17 protein-coding genes are annotated in these 18,909 nt (G+C 59.4%); 9 read left to right on the plus strand and 8 right to left on the minus strand.

Annotated elements, in window-relative coordinates:
* Positions 1 to 111 precede the first annotated feature (111 nt).
* A complete protein-coding gene (locus ACXAC3_RS12240; protein WP_475160436.1) occupies positions 112 to 1,074 on the plus strand; it encodes a DUF808 domain-containing protein in 963 nt (320 codons plus the stop codon).
* A 46-nt stretch (positions 1,075 to 1,120) separates the two neighbouring features.
* Here ACXAC3_RS12240 and tkt read toward each other — a convergent pair whose 3' ends face one another.
* Positions 1,121 to 3,145, minus strand: a complete 2,025-nt coding sequence (gene tkt, locus ACXAC3_RS12245; RefSeq protein WP_475160438.1) for a transketolase — start codon at positions 3,143 to 3,145, stop codon at positions 1,121 to 1,123.
* A gap of 235 nt (positions 3,146 to 3,380) precedes the next feature.
* Between tkt and ACXAC3_RS12250 the strand changes: the two genes are divergently transcribed.
* Genes ACXAC3_RS12250 through ACXAC3_RS12260 form a run of 3 tightly spaced genes read left to right on the plus strand, consistent with a single transcriptional unit; the run spans position 3,381 to position 4,872 of the window.
* Positions 3,381 to 4,127 (plus strand): hypothetical protein, encoded by a 747-nt coding sequence (locus ACXAC3_RS12250; RefSeq protein ID WP_475160442.1) that lies wholly within the window; start codon positions 3,381 to 3,383, stop codon positions 4,125 to 4,127.
* The gene (locus ACXAC3_RS12255) at positions 4,127 to 4,522 is read left to right on the plus strand and encodes a cell division protein ZapA (protein WP_475160444.1); all 396 of its coding nucleotides are present in this window, start codon (positions 4,127 to 4,129) and stop codon (positions 4,520 to 4,522) included. The genes ACXAC3_RS12250 and ACXAC3_RS12255 overlap by 1 nt, the downstream gene beginning before the upstream one ends.
* Positions 4,519 to 4,872, plus strand: coding sequence for an MliC family protein (locus ACXAC3_RS12260; protein ID WP_475160446.1), 354 nt, complete (start codon positions 4,519 to 4,521; stop codon positions 4,870 to 4,872). The genes ACXAC3_RS12255 and ACXAC3_RS12260 overlap by 4 nt, the downstream gene beginning before the upstream one ends.
* On the opposite strand, the gene grxD is transcribed toward ACXAC3_RS12260, so the two are convergent.
* The 7 genes from grxD to ACXAC3_RS12295 form a co-directional block, all read right to left on the minus strand.
* Entirely contained in the window at positions 4,873 to 5,235 is a 363-nt protein-coding gene (gene grxD / locus ACXAC3_RS12265) for a Grx4 family monothiol glutaredoxin (protein WP_475160450.1), read from the minus strand.
* Positions 5,189 to 5,512, minus strand: coding sequence for a hypothetical protein (locus tag ACXAC3_RS12270; RefSeq protein WP_475160453.1), 324 nt, complete (start codon positions 5,510 to 5,512; stop codon positions 5,189 to 5,191). The genes grxD and ACXAC3_RS12270 overlap by 47 nt, the downstream gene beginning before the upstream one ends.
* Positions 5,509 to 5,754 (minus strand): hypothetical protein, encoded by a 246-nt coding sequence (locus tag ACXAC3_RS12275; protein ID WP_475160455.1) that lies wholly within the window; start codon positions 5,752 to 5,754, stop codon positions 5,509 to 5,511. Before ACXAC3_RS12275 ends, ACXAC3_RS12270 begins: the two co-directional genes overlap by 4 nt.
* Entirely contained in the window at positions 5,751 to 5,987 is a 237-nt protein-coding gene (locus ACXAC3_RS12280; RefSeq protein ID WP_475160456.1) for a BolA family protein, read from the minus strand. The genes ACXAC3_RS12275 and ACXAC3_RS12280 overlap by 4 nt, the downstream gene beginning before the upstream one ends.
* A gap of 135 nt (positions 5,988 to 6,122) precedes the next feature.
* Positions 6,123 to 8,282 carry a phosphoribosylformylglycinamidine synthase subunit PurL gene (gene purL / locus ACXAC3_RS12285; RefSeq protein WP_475160458.1) on the minus strand — a complete coding sequence of 720 codons (2,160 nt, stop codon included), beginning with the start codon at positions 8,280 to 8,282 and terminating at the stop codon, positions 6,123 to 6,125.
* A gap of 154 nt (positions 8,283 to 8,436) precedes the next feature.
* Positions 8,437 to 10,686 (minus strand): mechanosensitive ion channel family protein, encoded by a 2,250-nt coding sequence (locus tag ACXAC3_RS12290; RefSeq protein ID WP_475160460.1) that lies wholly within the window; start codon positions 10,684 to 10,686, stop codon positions 8,437 to 8,439.
* A gap of 280 nt (positions 10,687 to 10,966) precedes the next feature.
* Positions 10,967 to 11,872 (minus strand): LysR family transcriptional regulator, encoded by a 906-nt coding sequence (locus ACXAC3_RS12295; protein WP_475160461.1) that lies wholly within the window; start codon positions 11,870 to 11,872, stop codon positions 10,967 to 10,969.
* 169 nt (positions 11,873 to 12,041) lie between these two features.
* Here ACXAC3_RS12295 and ACXAC3_RS12300 point away from each other — a divergent pair, with 169 nt between their 5' ends.
* The 5 genes from ACXAC3_RS12300 to ccmE all read left to right on the plus strand — a co-directional run bounded on the left by ACXAC3_RS12300 (position 12,042) and on the right by ccmE (position 18,814).
* Positions 12,042 to 15,461 (plus strand): indolepyruvate ferredoxin oxidoreductase family protein, encoded by a 3,420-nt coding sequence (locus ACXAC3_RS12300; protein ID WP_475160463.1) that lies wholly within the window; start codon positions 12,042 to 12,044, stop codon positions 15,459 to 15,461.
* A gap of 79 nt (positions 15,462 to 15,540) precedes the next feature.
* Positions 15,541 to 16,419 (plus strand): lysophospholipid acyltransferase family protein, encoded by an 879-nt coding sequence (locus tag ACXAC3_RS12305; protein ID WP_475160465.1) that lies wholly within the window; start codon positions 15,541 to 15,543, stop codon positions 16,417 to 16,419.
* 8 nt (positions 16,420 to 16,427) lie between these two features.
* Positions 16,428 to 17,237, plus strand: coding sequence for a glutamate racemase (murI, locus tag ACXAC3_RS12310; protein ID WP_475160467.1), 810 nt, complete (start codon positions 16,428 to 16,430; stop codon positions 17,235 to 17,237).
* Between the two features lie 94 nt (positions 17,238 to 17,331).
* A complete protein-coding gene (argC, locus tag ACXAC3_RS12315; RefSeq protein WP_475160470.1) occupies positions 17,332 to 18,360 on the plus strand; it encodes an N-acetyl-gamma-glutamyl-phosphate reductase in 1,029 nt (342 codons plus the stop codon).
* A gap of 7 nt (positions 18,361 to 18,367) precedes the next feature.
* Positions 18,368 to 18,814, plus strand: coding sequence for a cytochrome c maturation protein CcmE (gene ccmE / locus ACXAC3_RS12320; protein ID WP_475160471.1), 447 nt, complete (start codon positions 18,368 to 18,370; stop codon positions 18,812 to 18,814).
* Positions 18,815 to 18,909: the final 95 nt, after the last annotated feature.

Consider the following 18,909-nt stretch of genomic DNA (forward strand, 5'->3'; position numbering starts at 1 on the left):
TGACATAATTTTAAGGTGTTAGCGCAAACCTCGACCGATTGCGCTAACGCTTGCGCTAAGCGTCGGATCAGGTAGGGTCCAATTGCGGCAGGTGAAAGGAAAGGAAGCATCATGAGCGGTCTTTTGGCGCTGTTGGACGACGTTGCTGGCATTGCAAAAGTTGCTGCGTCATCGGTGGACGATGTGGTCGCCGCGGCGGGCAAGGCCGGGGCCAAGACTGCGGGTGTCATTATTGATGATGCGGCCGTCACACCGAAATACGTTCAGGGTTTCGCGCCGGCGCGGGAATTGCCGATCATCTGGCGGATCGCCCGTGGGTCGATATTCAACAAGATCGTCCTATTGCTGCCCGTCGCGCTGCTACTTGCGAATTTTGCGCCCTGGCTGATCACGCCGCTGCTTATGATCGGCGGGTCCTATTTATGCTTCGAAGGGGCTGAGAAAATATTTCACGTCCTGTTCCCGCACGGCTCTCATGTCATTGATGAAGACATGAATGTCCGCGATCCCGGACATCTTGAGGAACAGAAGGTCAAGGGGGCGATCAAGACGGATTTCATCCTGTCGGCGGAAATCATGACCATTGCCCTGGCGGCTGTCGAAGCGCCGAATTTGTGGATGCAGGCCGCAACCCTGGCCGTTGTCGGGATCGGGGTGACTGTCGCGGTTTATGGCTCGGTCGCCCTGATCGTAAAGATGGACGACGTCGGTCTGTACCTTGCGCAAAATGCGCCTACACCGATCGGGCGCGGTTTGGGGCGCGGTTTGGTCAAGGGGATGCCGGGCGTGATGAAAACCCTTTCCATCGTCGGCACCGCGGCAATGCTCTGGGTCGGCGGGTCGATCATCATTCACGGGATGGAAGTTCTGGGCTTTGGCTGGCTGGGCCACCACATTCACGACTGGGCCTATGCCGTCGGGCATTCGGTTTCAGCGCAGTGGGAGGCAGCCGCGGAATGGATTGCCAAGGCCACAATGGACGGCGTGTTTGGACTGGCCTGGGGACTGGTGCTGATCCCGGTCGCAACCAAGTTGATCGCGCCATTGCTTTCGAAGACGCCCGGAGAGCGTTAAAAAAGGGCGGCTTATGCCGCCCCTTTGTCTGTGTTTCCGATAAGGATTACTGACCCAGCAGGTCCTTGACCTTGGCAACCGTCGCCTCGGCCGTGATGCCGAAGTGCTTGTACAGCTCGCCTGCGGGGGCCGAAGCGCCAAAGCTCGACATGCCAATAAAGCCCGCCTTGGCTTCGCGGCCACGTTCCCCCAGCAGCCAGCGATCCCAGCCCCCGGCGCGGACGGCGGCCTCGATGCCGACACGAACCGGACCTGCGGGCAGAACGCGCTTGCGATAGGCGTCGTCCTGCTCGGCGAACAGTTCCATGCAGGGCATGGAAACGACGCGGGTGCCGATGCCTTCGGCCTCAAGCATGGCCTTGGCTTCCATCGCCAGCGAAACCTCGGATCCGGTGGCGATCAGGATGGCCTGACGCTTGCCCTCGGCTTCGGCAAGAACGTAAGCGCCTTGCGCAACGAGGTTCTTGGTTTTGTGCTGGGTCCGCACGGTCGGCACGCCCTGACGGGTCAGCGACAGGACCGAAGGGCTGTCCTTGAAGGTCAGCGCCAATTCCCAGGCCTCGGCGGTTTCCACGGTGTCGGCGGGACGGAACACATAGGTGTTCGGCGTCGCGCGCGAGATCGCCAGATGTTCAACCGGCTGGTGGGTCGGACCGTCTTCGCCCAGACCGATCGAGTCGTGGGTCATGACGAAAACAGTCGGTACCTTCATCAGTGCCGCCAGACGCATGGACGGGCGCGCATAGTCGGTGAAGGCCATGAACGTACCGCCGTAGGGGCGGATGCCGCCGTGCAGGGCCATACCATTCATTGCAGCGGCCATACCGTGTTCACGGATACCGTAGTGAATGTAACGACCCTTACGGTTTTCCGGCAGGAACACGCCCATATCGGCCGATTTGGTGTTGTTCGATCCGGTCAGGTCGGCCGAGCCGCCGACGGTTTCGGTCATGATCGGGTTGACGACGTTCAGAACCTTTTCGGACGAGGCGCGGGTGGCCAGCTTGGGCTGATTTTCCGACACCTGTTTTTTGAACGAACGGATCGCTCCGGCCAGTTTTTTAGGCGCATCGAACGCATAGGCGCGATTGAACTCGGCCTGTTTGCGTTCGGAGAGTTGGGCAAAACGCTCTTCCCACGCGGAACGCTCAGCGGCTCCGCGGGCACCAATGGCTTCCCAGGCGGATTTTACATTGCCCGGGATTTCGAACGCATCATGCGGCCAGCCGTAGCCTTCCTTTGCGGCCTTCAGCTGATCCTGATCGGTCAGCGCGCCGTGACCTTTTGACGTGTCCTGCGCAGCGTGACCCAGTGCGATGTGGCTTTCACACGCGATCATGGTTGGTTTGTTCGACTTTTTCGCCTGAGTGATCGCAGCATCAATCGCCTGCGGGTCATGGCCGTCGATCTCAATCACATGCCAGCCCGAGGCCGCGAAACGGCGCACCTGATCGGTGCGGTCGGCCATATCAACGGTGCCGTCGATGGTGATGTTGTTGTTGTCCCAGAACACGATCAGCTTGCTCAGTTCGTGGCGCCCGGCCAGCGTAATCGCCTCCTGGCTGACACCTTCCATCAGGCAGCCGTCACCGGCGATGACGTAGGTATAGTGATCGACAACCTTCTTGCCGTAATGTGCGCGCTGGATCTCCTCGGCCATGGCAAAACCCACAGCGTTCGAGATGCCCTGACCCAGAGGGCCGGTGGTGGTCTCGATCCCTTCAACCAGGAAGTTTTCCGGATGGCCTGCCGTCTTGGCGCCCAACTGGCGGAAGTTCTTGATCTCGTCCAGCGTAACGTCCGCGTGGCCCGTCAGGTACAGCAGCGAATAGACCAGCATCGATCCGTGACCTGCGGACAGGATGAACCGGTCGCGATCGGGCCAGTTCGGGGCCGAGGCGTCGAATTTCAGGTGCTTTTCGAACAGGACGGTCGCGACATCGGCCATGCCCATCGGCATGCCGGAATGGCCGGAATTGGCGGCGGCGACGGCGTCAAGGGTCAGGGTGCGGATGGCCGCAGCTTTGTCCCAGTGTTCGGGGTTTGCATTGCGCAGCGCAGTCAGGTCCACGGGCGTTGTTCCTTTGGATTACAGGCAGATGGGCCGCTCAATATCAATTACCCCTCAAAGTGCAAGCGGAACTGGGAGATGACGTACGCCAGTGGTTCAAGAAAGCAGCCCAAGTGATTGAAAGCAAACAGTGGGTATTTTCCGCCCCGTTCGGTTAGACTAGGCAAAGAAGCGGACTACGTTGATTCGGACAAACCCGCGAAAGAAGGAACCTTGGATAAGAGGTGGCAGGGGCATGAGCCAGATCGAAGAATTACAACGCCGTATCGTGGCCGCGATGGAGCGGATCGGAACCGGCGTTGAGGCCCTGCGGGACGTAGCGCCCGCAAGCGGCGGTGAAGATGTTACTCTGCGGGCGGCCCTGGATGATGAACGCGTCGCCAATGCGCAGCTGGAAGAACGTCTGAAATCCCTGAAAGAACGTCACGCTCAGGAAGTCGACGCGATGCGCGCCGATATGGAAAGCCTGCGTGCCGCACCGGCGGAAGATCCGGAAAACAGCGCCCTGCGCGAACAACTTGCTGAGGCGACGGCCCGGCTGGCTGCGGTTGAGGCGGCGCGCGCCGAATTGGCCGATGCCAAGGCCGCGCTTGAAAATCAGGACGAGCTTGAGGCGCTCAAGGCCGAGAATGCACGCCTGCACTCTGAACTGGCCGACAGCGAGCGCGTGGCCGAACTGAATGCCGAGCTTGAGATGCTGCGCGCCGAGCGCAGCAGCCATGGTGCCGCGATGTCGCGTCTGGATGACGATCTTCAGCGGATGCGCAAGGCAAACGAACAGCTGCGCAAGTCCGTGGATGAACTGCGCGCCGCCGCTGAAGATGGCATGCCCGATGCCGAGCTTCTCAACCGCGCGACGGTCGCCGAACTGGAAGCCACGCGTGCGGCTCAGGCGACCGACGCTGCCGAGGCGCATGCAGTTCTGGCCCGGCTGGAGCCGTTGTTGTCCCAGGCGAAACTTGCTGAGGGAGAGGTTGAGTAATGCCCGAAGTGACCATTCAAATCGGTGGGCGCGGCTTTGAAGTCTCGTGCCAGGAAGGCGAAGAGGCGTTTCTGCAATCCGCGGCGAAATTGTTAGATGATGAGGCGCAGGTTCTGTCCGATCAGATTGGCAGGATGCCGGAATCGCGGATGCTGCTGATGGCCGGGCTGATGCTGGCGGACAAGGCCGCAGGGACCGACGACAAGATCAAATCGCTCGAGTCGAAACTGGCCTCGGTCGAGGCCGAGTTGCAGAACCTGCGGAACATGCCGCGACCCGAACCCGAACGGGTCGAGGTGGCTGTCGTTCCGCCCTCGGTCACGGATACGCTGGCAGAACTGGCCGCGCGGGCCGAGGCGCTGGCATCCGTCATCGAAGAAAGGTCCGGCGGATGAACCCGCTGAAAACTTTCGCCTTTTCCCTGGCGATGACTTTTTACGGATCGGTTGCGTGGGCTGACATTGACATTTTGCCGGTCACATTCACCTGTGAAAACGGCGTTCCGCTTCAGGTGGCCTATTTCAACGCGCCGGACGGGTCCAGCGCGGCGGCGATGATGGTCGACAACCAGCTTGTCACCCTGCGTCAGGCGGAAAGCGGGTCCGGAATACGCTATGAATCCGAGGGTGGGGCAGGGACTTACATCCTGCGATCCAAAGGGTGGGACGCAAACGTCAGCTATCTGGCGGCAGGTGCGGATGCCGCCAGTGAACAGGTTGTCTTGCAGAATTGCGTCAGCCGCTGATCAGGCGTTTGCTTCGCGGATCTTGTCTGCGGCGTCCTTGTTGTAGCTGACACCGTTTTCGTCAAACAACGTGTCCAGCTCGCCCGACAGGGTCATCTCGGTGATGATGTCACAGCCGCCGACAAACTCGCCTTTGACAAAAAGCTGGGGCACGGTCGGCCAGTCGGAATAGTCCTTGATGCCCTGGCGCACGTTTTCGTCGGCCAGAACGTTCACGTCAGTGTAGTCCACACCCATGTAGTTCAGGACACCGGCCACGCGGGACGAGAACCCGCATTGCGGCATCTCTTTGGTGCCTTTCATGTACAACACAACGTCATTGGCTTTGACGGTTTCGTCGATCTGGGTCTTTACGTCGGTCATCTTGCTTGTCCTCTTTGCCCGCATCCGGGGCCGTCGTTTCGTTCTGTGACGGGTCGGGGGCCCATCCTTTTTCCTCTAGCCGCCGGTGTTCGGCTTGCGCCAGGGCCAGCGGATCCAGTCCGTATCTTTCAATGCCGCCAACCTTGCTGATCTTGTCCGGGTCGGGACGCATGTCGGCTAGGTTACGTTTTCTGTTTCGCTTCACATAGGCTTCGATTAAGGCAGCGGCAACTATCAATGCAGCGATGATGCCTATCCAGAAGAGCCAGCCATTCATTTTTTTGGAGCCATTGCCTTGGCATATTCCTGGGGGTCTCTTGTCACTCTTGATGCCGTTGGATGACTGTCACCGCTAATGCCCATTGCAGTTCCATGATCAATGATGGAGTCACCTTGTCCCGGTTCAACACCTCGTTCACGGTTCGAGCCCTTCGGTCGCCCAATGGCTTTCACAATCGCAATCGAGCCCACCAAAGCGACCATTCCGCAAAATGCATATATCCAAAAAGTTACGCTCATTCAGGCGCTTTTGTGGTCAACGCCAATGCGTGCAGCTCTCCGTCCGCGCCATCCATCTTGCCCTTCAGGGCCGCATAGACCGCGCGTTGTTGTTGCACCCGGTTCTTTCCGCGAAAGCTTTCGTCCACGACCATTGCAGACATATGTACGCCATCGCTGCCACCAACCTGAATTTCCGCATCGGGAAAGGTTTCACGCAGTAGGGCTTCGATTTCGTGGGCGCTCATCGGCATGTAGGTTTCTCCTGAAGGTCTTTCCCAAGATGTAGAGCGCCCGGACGGGGCGCGCAAGGGTGTGATAGGGGGCTAAAAACGACAAAACCTGCGCCTGATCGGACGCAGGTTTCGGGAACTTGAACCGCTTTGTGATCAGGCCACGGCTTCGGCAAAACTGTTGCGGAATGTGGCCGAAAGCTCGTCCAGAGAGGCTTCGGAACTTCCGATGCGGACACAGTCGCCAGTGAACCGGCCAACCGACACCAGCGGCACGCCCGCCTGACCGGCGGCGATCATCAGTGCTTCGGCCTGATCGAAATTGCAGGCGACCAGATAGCGGGCCTGATCCTCTCCGAACAGGAAGCCGGTCGATGCGTCATCAAGGCAGATGCCGACGCCCGCAGCTTCGGCCAGTTCGAATGCGGCCAGGGCAAGGCCGCCGTCGCCCAGATCGGTACAGGCCTTGATCATGTCACGGTTGGCGCGAATGAAGTCGCCGTTGCGCTTTTCTGCGTCCAGATCGACATGCGGCGCGTCACCGTCTTCGCGGTTGAACACTTCGGCCAGCAAAGCGGATTGGCCCAGATGGCCGTTGGTTTCGCCGATGACCAGCGCGACATGGCCCTCGCGGACTTCGTTGCCGATGATGTCGTCGGTATGGGCCAGAAGGCCCACCGCACCAATGGTCGGCGTGGGCAGGATCGCCTGACCGTCGGTTTCGTTATAGAGGGAAACGTTGCCCGAAACGATGGGCATATCCAGCGCCGCCACGGCCTGACCGATACCCTGAATGGCACCGACGAACTGGCCCATGATCTCGGGCTTTTCGGGGTTGCCGAAGTTCAGGTTGTCGGTGGTGGCCAGCGGCTTGGCACCGACGGCGGTCAGATTGCGGTAGGCTTCGGCCACCGCCTGTTTGCCACCCTCAACCGGGTTGGCCCGGACATAGCGCGGGGTCACGTCACTGGTGAAGGCCAACGCCTTGTCGGTTCCATGCACGCGGATCATGCCAGCGCCCAGACCCGGCGTGCGGGCGGTGTCAGCCATGACCATGGTGTCGTATTGCTCGTAAACCCACTGTTTGCCGGCATAATTGGGCGAAGCCAGCAGGGCGCGCAGCCCGTCGATCGGGTCGATCTGAGGGACTTCGGCCAGCCCTTCGGCCTCGGGTGTCGCAACCCAAGGGCGGTCATATTCCGGAGCGGTCGAGGACAGTTTGGACAGAACCAGATCGGCTTTGACCTCACCGTTGTGAACGATCAGGAAGCGGTCCTCGGCAATGGTTTCGCCGACTATGGCAAAGTCCAGATCCCATTTCTCGAAGACGGCGCGGGCCTCGGCCTCCAATTCGGGCTTGAGGACCATCAGCATCCGTTCCTGAGATTCCGACAGCATCATCTCATAGGCGGTCATGTTCTCTTCTCGCTGGGGCACGTTTTCCAGATCGAGACGGACGCCCAGACCGCCTTTGTCGCCCATCTCAACGGCGGAACACGTCAGGCCCGCCGCGCCCATATCTTGGATCGAGATCACCGCGCCGGTCTGCATCAGCTCCAGCGTCGCCTCCATCAGGCGTTTTTCCGTGAAGGGATCGCCGACCTGCACGGTGGGGCGTTTTTCTTCAATGGTGTCGTCGAATTCGGCCGAGGCCATAGTCGCGCCGCCAACGCCATCACGGCCGGTTTTTGCGCCCAGGTAAACGACCGGCATCCCGACGCCCGATGCGGCCGAGTAGAAAATCTTGTCGCTGTCGGCCAGACCGGCGGCAAATGCGTTCACAAGACAGTTGCCATTATAGGCGGGATGGAACCGCACCTCGCCGCCCACGCAAGGTACGCCAAAGCAGTTGCCATAACCGCCGATGCCTTCGACCACGCCGTTGACCAGTTGCCGGGTCTTGTGGTGGCCGGGCTCGCCAAAGCTGAGTGCATTCATCGACGCGATGGGGCGCGCGCCCATGGTGAACACGTCGCGCAGAATGCCGCCCACACCGGTTGCAGCACCCTGATAGGGTTCGATATACGAGGGGTGGTTGTGGCTTTCCATTTTGAAGACAATCGCCTGACCGTCACCGATATCCACAACACCGGCGTTTTCACCGGGGCCGCATATGACCTGCGGGCCGGATGTCGGTAAAGTCCGCAGCCACTTCTTCGAAGACTTGTAGGAGCAATGCTCGTTCCACATCGCGGAAAAAATGCCAAGCTCGGTAAATGTCGGCTCGCGTCCGATGATCTCAAGGATCATGTCGTATTCGTCAGGTTTGAGCCCGTGGGCAGCAATCAGATCCGGGGTGATGGCGGGCTCTTGCATCGTTTGTCCTGTGTCCAAATTGGCCGAGATTTCGGGCCTTTTAGGGCAAGGGGGCGTCCGTGGGAAGGGTCAAGTGAGCGCAGGGCGGGTCAGGCAAAGAAAAACGGGCCCGGCAGCGAAGCAGAGCCCGTCTTTTGCTTGTAACAGACCGGCGTCAGGCTGGAGCCTGACCCTTGTTTACCGCGTCTGCGGCGGCCGCACCTACGGCGGTTTTTTGTTCGTCGGTCAGGTTATCGTTCTCATCCAGACCGGGGATCGCAACGCGCACTTCGCGGCGGGCGAAGTCGATGCCGTTTTCCTTGAACGCCGCCTTCACCCGGTTGAAGATTTCCTTGCGCAGTGTGAACTGCTTGCCCGGTTTGGCCATGAACTTGCCCCGGATGATCATGCCGACGTCGTCGAAATCGAACACACCCTGAGATTTAAAGGGCTGCAGGAAGCCGTCTTTGTGGGTTTCGTCCTCCATCATCTCGGCCCCGATCTTCTTGAAGATCTTCTTCACCTTGTTGGGGTCGGTGTCGAAAGGCACAGTGAATTTCAGCTTCATGATCACCCAATCGCGGCTGTAGTTGGTCAGTTTCTGAATCTCACCGTATGGAATGGTGTGAACCGGTCCGCGGTGGTGGCGCAGTTGCATGGAGCGGATCGAGATTTTCTCGACCGTTCCGGTGGTGCCGCCGACATCCACATATTCGCCGACGCGGAAGGCGTCGTCGATCAGGAAGAAAATCCCCCCGACGATATCCGAGACCAGTTTTTGCGCGCCAAAGCCGATGGCCAGGCCCAGGATACCGGCACCGGCCAGAAGTGGTGTGATGTCCAGACCAAGCGCCCCCAAGGCCAGCAGGACAAAGATCACCGCAATCGCCACCTGAGCGGTTACGCGAAGCAGGGGCAGGACCGTGGCCAGGCGCGACCCGCCGGACCCGCCGCCTTCGCCGGCTTCCTCGTCGGGACTTTGTTCCGCCGCGGTTTGCTCCTTGGCCAATCGGCGGTTGATCCAAAGCGAAACGAGTTCGTTCAGGATGTAGCCGACGGCGATGATGATGAAGAACTGAATGATCCGGCTGCCGGATTCCTCGGCTCCGCCCGCGATTTCCCGAAGGTCGAGGTTCCAGGCATTGGCAACCATCAGGATAACCAGAATACCCGCGAGAACGCGGCCGATGCGGATATAGCTGCGCTTGGTGGACTTATAGGCTTGCAGGGCCACCGGACCCTCACCCAGCATTGGCGGCTGCAAATGCCGCACAAGACCACGTATCAGCGTGTCGAGCGCCGGCGCGATCAACAGCCAGAACATGGTGGTGAAATGCGCACCCCGACCCAGCATGGCGAGGATCGCGGGATCGCGTTTCGCGACCAGAAATTCGACCAGCAACCAGATAACCGCCGACACGCCGATTGCGAAATAGGGGTAATAATGGGCGACTTCTTCGTCGAATTTGGTGCGGTCCGGGTCCGTGCCCAGCATCATCTGCGACAGCCCTTCGCGCGCTTTCCACGCGATCACGCCGATATAGATGTGGATCGCCGCGTTAAGCCAGAAGCCCACGCGCGTTTCGCCTCCGGTAATCCCGTTCAGCCTGTTGAAGTGCAAAAGGAACAACGTGAACCCGATCAGGATCAGCAGGCCGATCAGATTGCGGTGCAGATACTTCGCCCAGTGATCGTCGATATTGACGAGGCGGAAATGGGGTTTGCTGGGGGCGAGAATAAAGCGTGAAGCCGCCGCACCCAGACGCGGAACCCAGATCAAATAAAACACAAACGGCGCGGCATAGGTGATCTGTTCGGGCGTCAGCAAACCGCGCCCGACAGCGCGGATTACGACGTAGAACACGACCAGTCCGGCGATCTCGTGGCAAAACCGGCGGAACAGGTAACTGACTGCGCTCCAGAGATCACTGTCATCCATCTGTTCGTTCTTGTTGTGCCATTTTCGGGTCAACAGGCCGAACAGTTTTTCCGCTACGAAACCGGCCGCCAGAACACTCAGGATCAGGCCCATAAGAACAAAGACACCGGTAGGGCCAAAGGTCCCCTGGAAGTTTTGAAAAGCGTGGGCCTGTGCACTGAAAATATTTGGAACAGTGACCAGAACATGGGTCCAGGATGCCACCATTTCGGCCCAGATTTCGTTGATCTCGGTGATTGGGTCTTCGCGTTCCTCGGCCTCGGCCGCGCGTTGTTCGGCCACCGCATCCAGCCGCTCAAGCAAAATGGCGCGGACCTGATCATCCGACATGCGCGCGACCAGATCGTCCACCTGTTCCGGCGTCAGATCATCCGGAATGCTGACAGCGGTGGATGGCTGCGTGGCGTCGCTTTGCTGGGCGATCAACGGGGTTGAAAGCCACAAGACGGAAATAATCGCCAAAAGAAGACGAATTGGGTGAAACATCAAATCTGTCCTCGAACACAAGTCTTCGTGATTTTTTTGTGATCATAGGTCTAAGTACCCGACTTTCCCAAATGTTTTCCCTCAACCGCCGCGAATGTCTGCGTTCTGAGCAAAAAAAAAGGCCGAGCACTAAGCTCGGCCGTAGTCCAACAGGGAGGTATGAAGATGATGAGCGTTTCAGCATCACCGCCTTCGAGTGCTCATTTAGGGATCAGTTTGTTAACGATCAAGATGTTTCAGACTGATCTATGGTCATGTCCGCTATGCCCGCGGCGCATAGCTAGAGTTTTCCCTGTTGCTTCAATTGCTTACGCTGCGCGATGATCTCATCCTGAACAAAGTCGCGGAAGGCCGCGACGCGCTTGGAATGGCGCAGTTCCTCGGGGTAGGCGAGGTATACAGGCACGTCAGCGGTTTCAACATCTGACAGGATGGGCAGCAGGTGCGGGAAGTCCTGCGTCACGTAATCCGGAAGCACGCCGATCCCAAGATTGTGCAGCACGCCCTGAAGCACGCCAAAGTAATTGTTCACCGTCAGCAAGGATCCGGGGTTATACGTCATCAGATGCCGCACCATCGCAGCGCTGGCGCCCACCTGCGGGGCGGACGGCGTTTGGCAAATCAGCCTGTGGTCTGAAATATCATCCAGCGATTTCGGCTCACCGTTATCCGCCAGGTATTCCTGCGTCGCGTAAAGCTGCATCTGGACCGTCATCAGACGCTTGCGCACCAGATCGGCCTGGCTTGGTTCTTTCATGCGGATGGCCACGTCGGCCTCACGCATGGGCAGATCCAGCACCCGTTCCTCCAGCATCAGGTCAATGTTGAGGTCGGGATACTGTTCATAAAGCTTGGGCAGGCGGGGCGCTAGCCAAAGAGTGCCAAAGCCAAAGGTCGTGGTGACACGCAGAACGCCGAACACCTCTTCTTCGCTGTCACGAATGCGCGCGGCGGCTGCGTCCAGACGTTTGGACATGGCCGAGGTCGCGTCGAACAGCAACTCGCCCTGTTCGGTCAGGATCAACCCGCGCGCATGGCGGTGAAACAGGGTCGAATCAAGCGACTCTTCCAGCGCGCGAATTTGCCGGCTGACCGCGGATTGCGACAGGTTCAGCTTGTCCCCCGCATGGGTCAGGCTGCCTGCGTCCGCCACTGCGTGAAATATCCTAAGCTTGTCCCAATCCATCGTCGCAACTTTCGTTATTCTTCGGAACGCCTATATGAAATAGGTGACAACTTCCACATTCAAACCGCAAAATCCTTGGGATTCAGAGGATAAACACTATGCAGGTCAGAATATATGACCTAAAATGCAAATTAATGAAGCACACTGATCTGACGAGGGGAGGCGTCTGATGAGTCAGCCACAAATATCGCTCAACGACCGGTTCGATCTGGAAAAGAACCCCGTTCTTCTGAACGGGACACAAGCGCTGGTGCGCCTGATGCTGATGCAAAAAGCGCGCGACAAAGCAGCAGGGCTGAACACCGCCGGTCTGGTCACGGGCTATCGCGGCTCACCGCTTGGGGCGGTCGACCAGCAGATGATGCGCGCCGAAAAGCAACTTGCCGAAAGCGATGTCACATTTCAGTTCGGGCTGAACGAGGATTTGGCGGCGACCGCGCTTTGGGGTAGCCAGCAGGCAGGGCTGCGCGGGGACGGGCGCTTTGACGGTGTTTTCGGCCTTTGGTACGGCAAGGGGCCGGGCGTGGACCGGTCGGGCGACGTGATGCGGCACGCGAATATGGCGGGTACAGCACAGCATGGCGGCGTGCTGATGGCGATGGGCGACGACCATACCGGCGAAAGCTCGACCGTGCTGCATCAGTCCGAATGGTCACTGGTCGATATGTATATGCCAATCGTCAGCCCCGCCGGTGTGCAGGAAATTCTGGACTATGGCATCTATGGCTTTGCGCTCAGCCGCTTTGCCGGCGTCTGGGTCGGGTTGAAGACGATGAAGGACACGATCGAGGTCACCTCGGTCGTCGATGGCAGCCCGGATCGGATGCGCGTTGCGGTGCCGTCGTTCGACATGCCCGATGGGGGGCTGAACATCCGTTTGGGCGACACCCCGCATCTGCAGGAATCGCGCATTATCGACTTTAAGCGCTTTGCGGCGGAAACCTTCTCTCACGCCAACAAGATGGACAAACGGGTCTGGGGCAAGCCGGGCGCCAAAATCGGACTGGTTGCCGCCGGAAAGAACTGGCTGGACCTGGCGCACGCCATGTCGCTGCTGAATATTGACGAGGCCGAAGCCGAGCGTCTGGGTATCACGACGTACAAGGTCGGGCAGACCTTCCCGCTGGATATGGCGGGCTTCCACGACTGGGCCGAAGGGCTGGATCTGATCGTCATCGTCGAGGAAAAGCGCAAGCTGATCGAAGTTCAGGTGAAGGAAGCCATCTTTGACGACCGGCGCGGGCGTCGCGTGTATGGCTGGTACAAGGGCGGAGCGGGGACGCTGCACCGCGAAGAGCTGTTCCCGACGCGCGGCGCGCTTGATCCGATCATGATCGCCGAAAAGCTGGGTGAAATCCTGATCGAGGAGGGGCGCGAAACCGACGGCGTGCGGGCCGGTCTTGCAAGCCTGTCCGAGGCGCGCCGGGCCGACAACGCGGAAGAGATTGCGACGCGTCTGCCCTATTTCTGCTCGGGCTGCCCGCATAACAGTTCGACCAGATTGCCGGAAGGCAGCCGCGCTTATGCAGGCATCGGGTGCCATTACATGGTGCAGTGGATGGATCGCAACACATCCGGGTTCACCCAGATGGGCGGCGAAGGGGCGAACTGGATCGGGGAAGAGCCGTTTTCAACCACCAAGCACGTGTTTCAGAATCTGGGCGACGGCACCTACAACCACTCGGGCGTTCAGGCGATCCGGGCGGCATTGTCCGCGGGTACGAACATCACCTTCAAGATTTTGTTCAACGATGCGGTCGCGATGACCGGCGGGCAAGGCAACGAGGGCGACCTGACCGCAGAACGGATCGTGCAGGAGGTCAAGGCCATGGGCGTCCGGGAGGTCGCCGTGGTTTATGACGAAAAAGAGGACGTGAACTTCAAGGCGCTGCCTGCCGGCGTCGAAACCTTTGAGCGTGCCGATCTGATGCATGTGCAGGAAAGGTACCGTGAGATCGAAGGCGTTTCGGTCATCGTCTATATTCAGACCTGCGCTGCGGAAAAACGGCGTCGCCGCAAGCGCGGTGCTTTTCCCGACCCGGATAAGCGGGTCTTTATCAACACTGACATTTGTGAAGGCTGCGGCGATTGCGGCGTGCAATCCAACTGCGTTTCGATTGTGCCGAAAGATACGGAACTTGGCCGCAAGCGCGCCATCGACCAGTCCAGCTGCAACAAGGACTTTTCCTGCCTGAACGGGTTCTGCCCTTCGTTCGTGACTTTGGAAGGGGCCAGGATCCGCAAGGAAGCCACGACAGAGATTGACCTGCCCGATTTGCCGATGCCGGAGCTTCCGCGGATCAGGGGAACGCATAACGTGGTGATCACCGGCATCGGTGGCACGGGAGTCGTGACACTAGGTGCGGTGCTGGCACAGGCGGCTCAAATTGACGGCAAGGGTGCCGGCATGATGGAGATGGCGGGCCTGGCCCAAAAGGGCGGAGCTGTGCATATCCACTGTCGTCTGGCCAATCGCCCCGAAGACATCAGCGCCATTCGGGTCGCAACCGGCGAGGCCCATGCCCTGATCGGCGGTGATCTGGTCGTCTCGGCCGGGGCCAAGACGCTGGGCCTAACGCGCAGCGGTCAGACCGGGGCGGTCGTCAACAACCATGAAACGGTCACTGGTGATTTCACCCGTGATACCGAGTTTCAAATTCCGGGCGACCGTCTGGAACTGGCGCTGCAGGCGCGCCTGAAAGAGGACGTGTCCCTGTTTGACGCGACCGAACTGGCGCGCGCGGTCATGGGCGATTCGATCTATTCCAACATGATGGTCTTTGGAGCCGCCTGGCAGCGCGGGTTGCTGCCGGTCAGCCACGGCGCGGTTATGCAGGCGATCGAATTGAACGGCACCGCAGTCGAGCGCAACAAGCGTGCCTTCGATATCGGTCGGTGGGCTGTTCTGCACCCTGCAGAGGTCACAGAGATTCTGACCCCGACAATCGCCGAACTGCCCAGAACGCTGGAGCAGATCGTGGATTACCGCGCAACGCATCTGTCCGAATATCAGGGCAACCGACTGGCAAAACGTTATCGCAAACTGGTGGATAGTTTCGAGGATGAAACCATCCGCGCGGCCGTCGCCAAAGGCTATCACAAGTTGCTGTCCTACAAGGACGAGTACGAGGTTGCACGGCTTCTGCTCAGCAGCCGCGAAAAAGCCGCGGCTGAGTTCGATGGCGATTTCCGGATGACGTTCCACCTTGCACCGCCGATCCTTGGGGGCACGGGCACGGATGGGCGGCCCCGGAAACGGGCCTATGGCGAATGGATGCTGGGGCCGCTGAAGGTTCTGGCCAGGCTGAAAGCTCTGCGCGGCACGCCGCTGGACATCTTTGGCTATACCGCCGAACGGCGCATGGAGCGTGCTTTGATACGGCAATATGAGCGCGACATGAAAGAGGTAGCACCTCTTGTGTCCGCGCAAACCCGGGACGCGGTGGTGGCACTTGCGCGCCTGCCGCTGGACATCCGCGGCTTCGGACCGGTGTTGATGGAAAACGAGGCCAAGGCCGCCAAGCGCCGTGAAGAACTTTTGGCAACAATTCGTGACGGGGGACCGGAAATGCAGGCCGCTGCCGAATAAAACGTCACAAGCCTGTCACGATATCTAGGCAAAATTGTTGCTTGCACCTATTTTGCAGGCAGCAAACTTGGAGACTCGAATGCCTTCGCGCCATCATGTCGCTCGTGACATATCCTACGCCTATTCCGCCGAGACCAAAGGCGGGCGGATGGTGATCAAGCTGATGGAGAACACAACCGGGCGCATGCGCCTGATCAAGCGCGCGGACGGTTATGAGAAAGAAGTCGCGAACGGCCGCGATTTCTGGTCGGTCATGGTGGAACGCTATGGCCTGTCGCTGGATGTTGTTGGCGGGTCTTTGTCGAACATCCCAAAGTCGGGTCCCCTGATCCTGATCGCCAACCATCCCTATGGCATTCTGGATGGGTTGATGATGGGCCATATCCTGTCCGAGACACGTGGCGACTTCCGCATTCTGGCGCACCGCGTCTTTCGCAAGGCCGAAGACCTGAACCGTATCATTCTGCCGATTTCCTTCGACGAAACGAAGGAGGCAATGAAGCAGAACCTTGAGACGCGGAAAACCGCCCTGAACTATCTGGGTGATGGCGGGGCAATCGGGATTTTTCCAGGCGGCACGGTCAGCACCGGGCTGAGGCCGTTCTCGCACCCCATGGATCCGGGTTGGCGCGGGTTCACGGCCAGAATGGTGGCCAAGTCCAATGCGACCGTGGTTCCGGTTTTCTTTGACGGCCACACCTCGCGCCTGTTCCAGATCGCCAGCCACCTGCATTACACGTTGCGCATGGGTCTGCTGATCAAAGAGTTCAAGAAACGCGTCGACAGCCCTGTCCGCGTCGTTGTTGGCGACCCCATCGGGCGTGATGTTCTGGACCCGTTGGCGAAGGACACGCGCAAGATGATGGATTTCTTGCGCAAAGCCACGTATGAGCTGTCTCCGACGCCGTTAAAGTCCTATGACTACGGCTATGAATTCGAGGAACGGCATCGCGCCTAAAGGGGCACATGGCAGTAGGCATTTTTGATTCTGGTTTGGGCGGTCTGACCGTTCTGGACGCCGCGCAGAAACGTCTGCCGGACGTTGATTTTCTGTATTTCGCGGACAGCGCGCACGCGCCGTACGGCGTGCGCGATGCCGAAAACATCTATGACCTGACCCGCAGCGCCGTGACGGACCTGTGGCAGCGGGGATGCGATCTGGTGATTCTGGCCTGCAATACCGCCAGCGCGGCCGCACTGCGCCGGATGCAGGAAGAAGGAGTGCCCGAAGGCAAACGCGTTCTGGGTGTATTCGTGCCGCTGATCGAGGCGCTGACCGAACGGCAATGGGGCGACAACAGCCCGCCGCGCGAAGTTGCGGTCAAGCATGTGGCCCTGTTTGCCACGCCGGCGACCGTGTCCAGCCGGGCATTTCAGCGCGAGCTGGCTTTCCGTGCGATCGGTGTGGATGTCGAAGCGCAGGCCTGCGGTGGTGTCGTCGACGCGATTGAAGACGGCGACATGATTCTGGCCGAAGCGCTGGTGCGCAGCCATGTAGACGCGCTGAAACGCAAGATGCCAGAGCCGCAGGCGGCCATTCTGGGTTGCACCCATTACCCGCTGATGGCCGAAACCTTCCAAAAGGCGCTTGGACCGGATGTTCAGGTGTTCAGCCAGGGCGATCTGGTCGCCGAAAGCCTTGCGGACTATCTTCAGCGTCACCCGAACATGCAGGGCGCGGCGCAAGGCGGCTTTCTGACGACCGGCAAGCCCGGGTTTGTCAGCGACCGGGCGACTCAGTTCCTCCGACGACAAATCTCGTTCGAGGCGGCCTGACTTCGGTCAAGGACGGCACCATCTGCTATCTCTTATTCGATGACCGTCGCATCGGCGGTCGTGACATGTGACACAATGGATCAAGAGGTCTGACATGACCCACAAAATCGCAATTCTGGGCGCATCCGGCTATACCGGCGCCGAATTGGTGCGGCTGATCGCCGAGCACCCGAATATGGACATCGTCGCGCTTGCCGCGGAACGGAAGGCGGGGATGTCCATGGCCCAGGTGTTTCCGCATCTTCGCCATATGGACCTGCCGGACCTGTGCAAAATCTCCGAGATTGACTTTTCGCAGATTGACCTGTGCTTTTGCGCCCTGCCACACAAAACCAGCCAGGAGGTCATTCGCGACCTGCCGAACGATCTGAAAATCATTGACCTATCGGCGGATTTCCGGCTGCGGGACGCGGATGAATATGAAAAATGGTACGGCAATCCGCACAGCGCCTTGGAGCAGCAGGCAGAGGCCGTTTACGGCCTGACCGAGTTTTACCGCGATGACATCTGCAATGCGCGACTGGTGGCCGGAACCGGGTGTAATGCGGCGACGGGTCAGTATGTGCTGCGCCCGCTGATTTCGGCTGGCGTCATCGATCTGGACGACATTGTGCTGGACCTGAAATGTGCCGTGTCGGGCGCAGGCCGGTCGCTAAAGGAAAACCTGCTGCACGCCGAACTCAGCGAGGGGTACAACGCCTATGCTGTAGGCGGGACGCACCGGCATCTTGGCGAATTCGATCAGGAGTTCTCGGCGCTGGCCGGTCGGACCGTTCATGTGCAGTTTACACCGCACCTGATCCCCGCAAACCGGGGAATTCTGGCGACGACCTACGTCAAAGGCGATCCGCAAAGCGTGTATGAGACGCTTGCCAAAGCCTATGAAAATGAACCCTTTATCCGGATGCTGCCGTTTGGGGAAACCCCGTCGACCCATCATGTGCGGGGTTCGAACTTCTGCCATATCGGGGTTGTCGGCGACCGGATCGAGCGCCGCGCAATCGTGGTGGGCGCCTTGGATAACCTGACAAAAGGTAGCAGCGGGCAAGCCTTGCAGAACGCCAACCTGATGTTAGGTGAAACCGAAACCGCAGGGCTGATGATGGCCCCGCTGTTCCCGTGAGGATGAAATGAAAACGCTCAAGAAACGCCGTCGTGTACAAGTCATTCTGCTGGCCGTCGTGGCCCTGGTGTTGGCGACGGGGTTGATCGGTTACGCCATGCGAGACGGCATCAACTTTTTCCGCTCACCCAGCCAGGTGATCGCGGAACCGCCTCAGCCCAGCGAAGTGTTCCGGATTGGCGGTCTGGTTGAAGAAGGTTCCATCGTCCGCGGGCAGGGCGAAACCGTGCGTTTTGTGGTGACAGACGGCGGGGAAAGCGTACCTGTGGCCTTCAAGGGCGTGCTGCCGGACCTGTTTGCGGAAAATCAGGGCATGGTCGGCACGGGAACTTACGTGAACGGCGTATTTGAAGCCACTGAAATCCTTGCGAAACACGACGAGACTTATATGCCGAAAGAAGTGGTGGACGCCTTGAAAGAACAGGGTGTCTATAAGGAACCCGGCGAAAGCTGACCCAGTCCTCTTTCCTCAGCATTTTTAACAGGGCGTTGCGCAAAGTTCCCGCGCGGCGCCCTGTTTCGTTTGTTCGTGTTAACTGAACTGCCCGA

This window comes from Ruegeria sp. ABV4_181 (assembly GCF_056158465.1).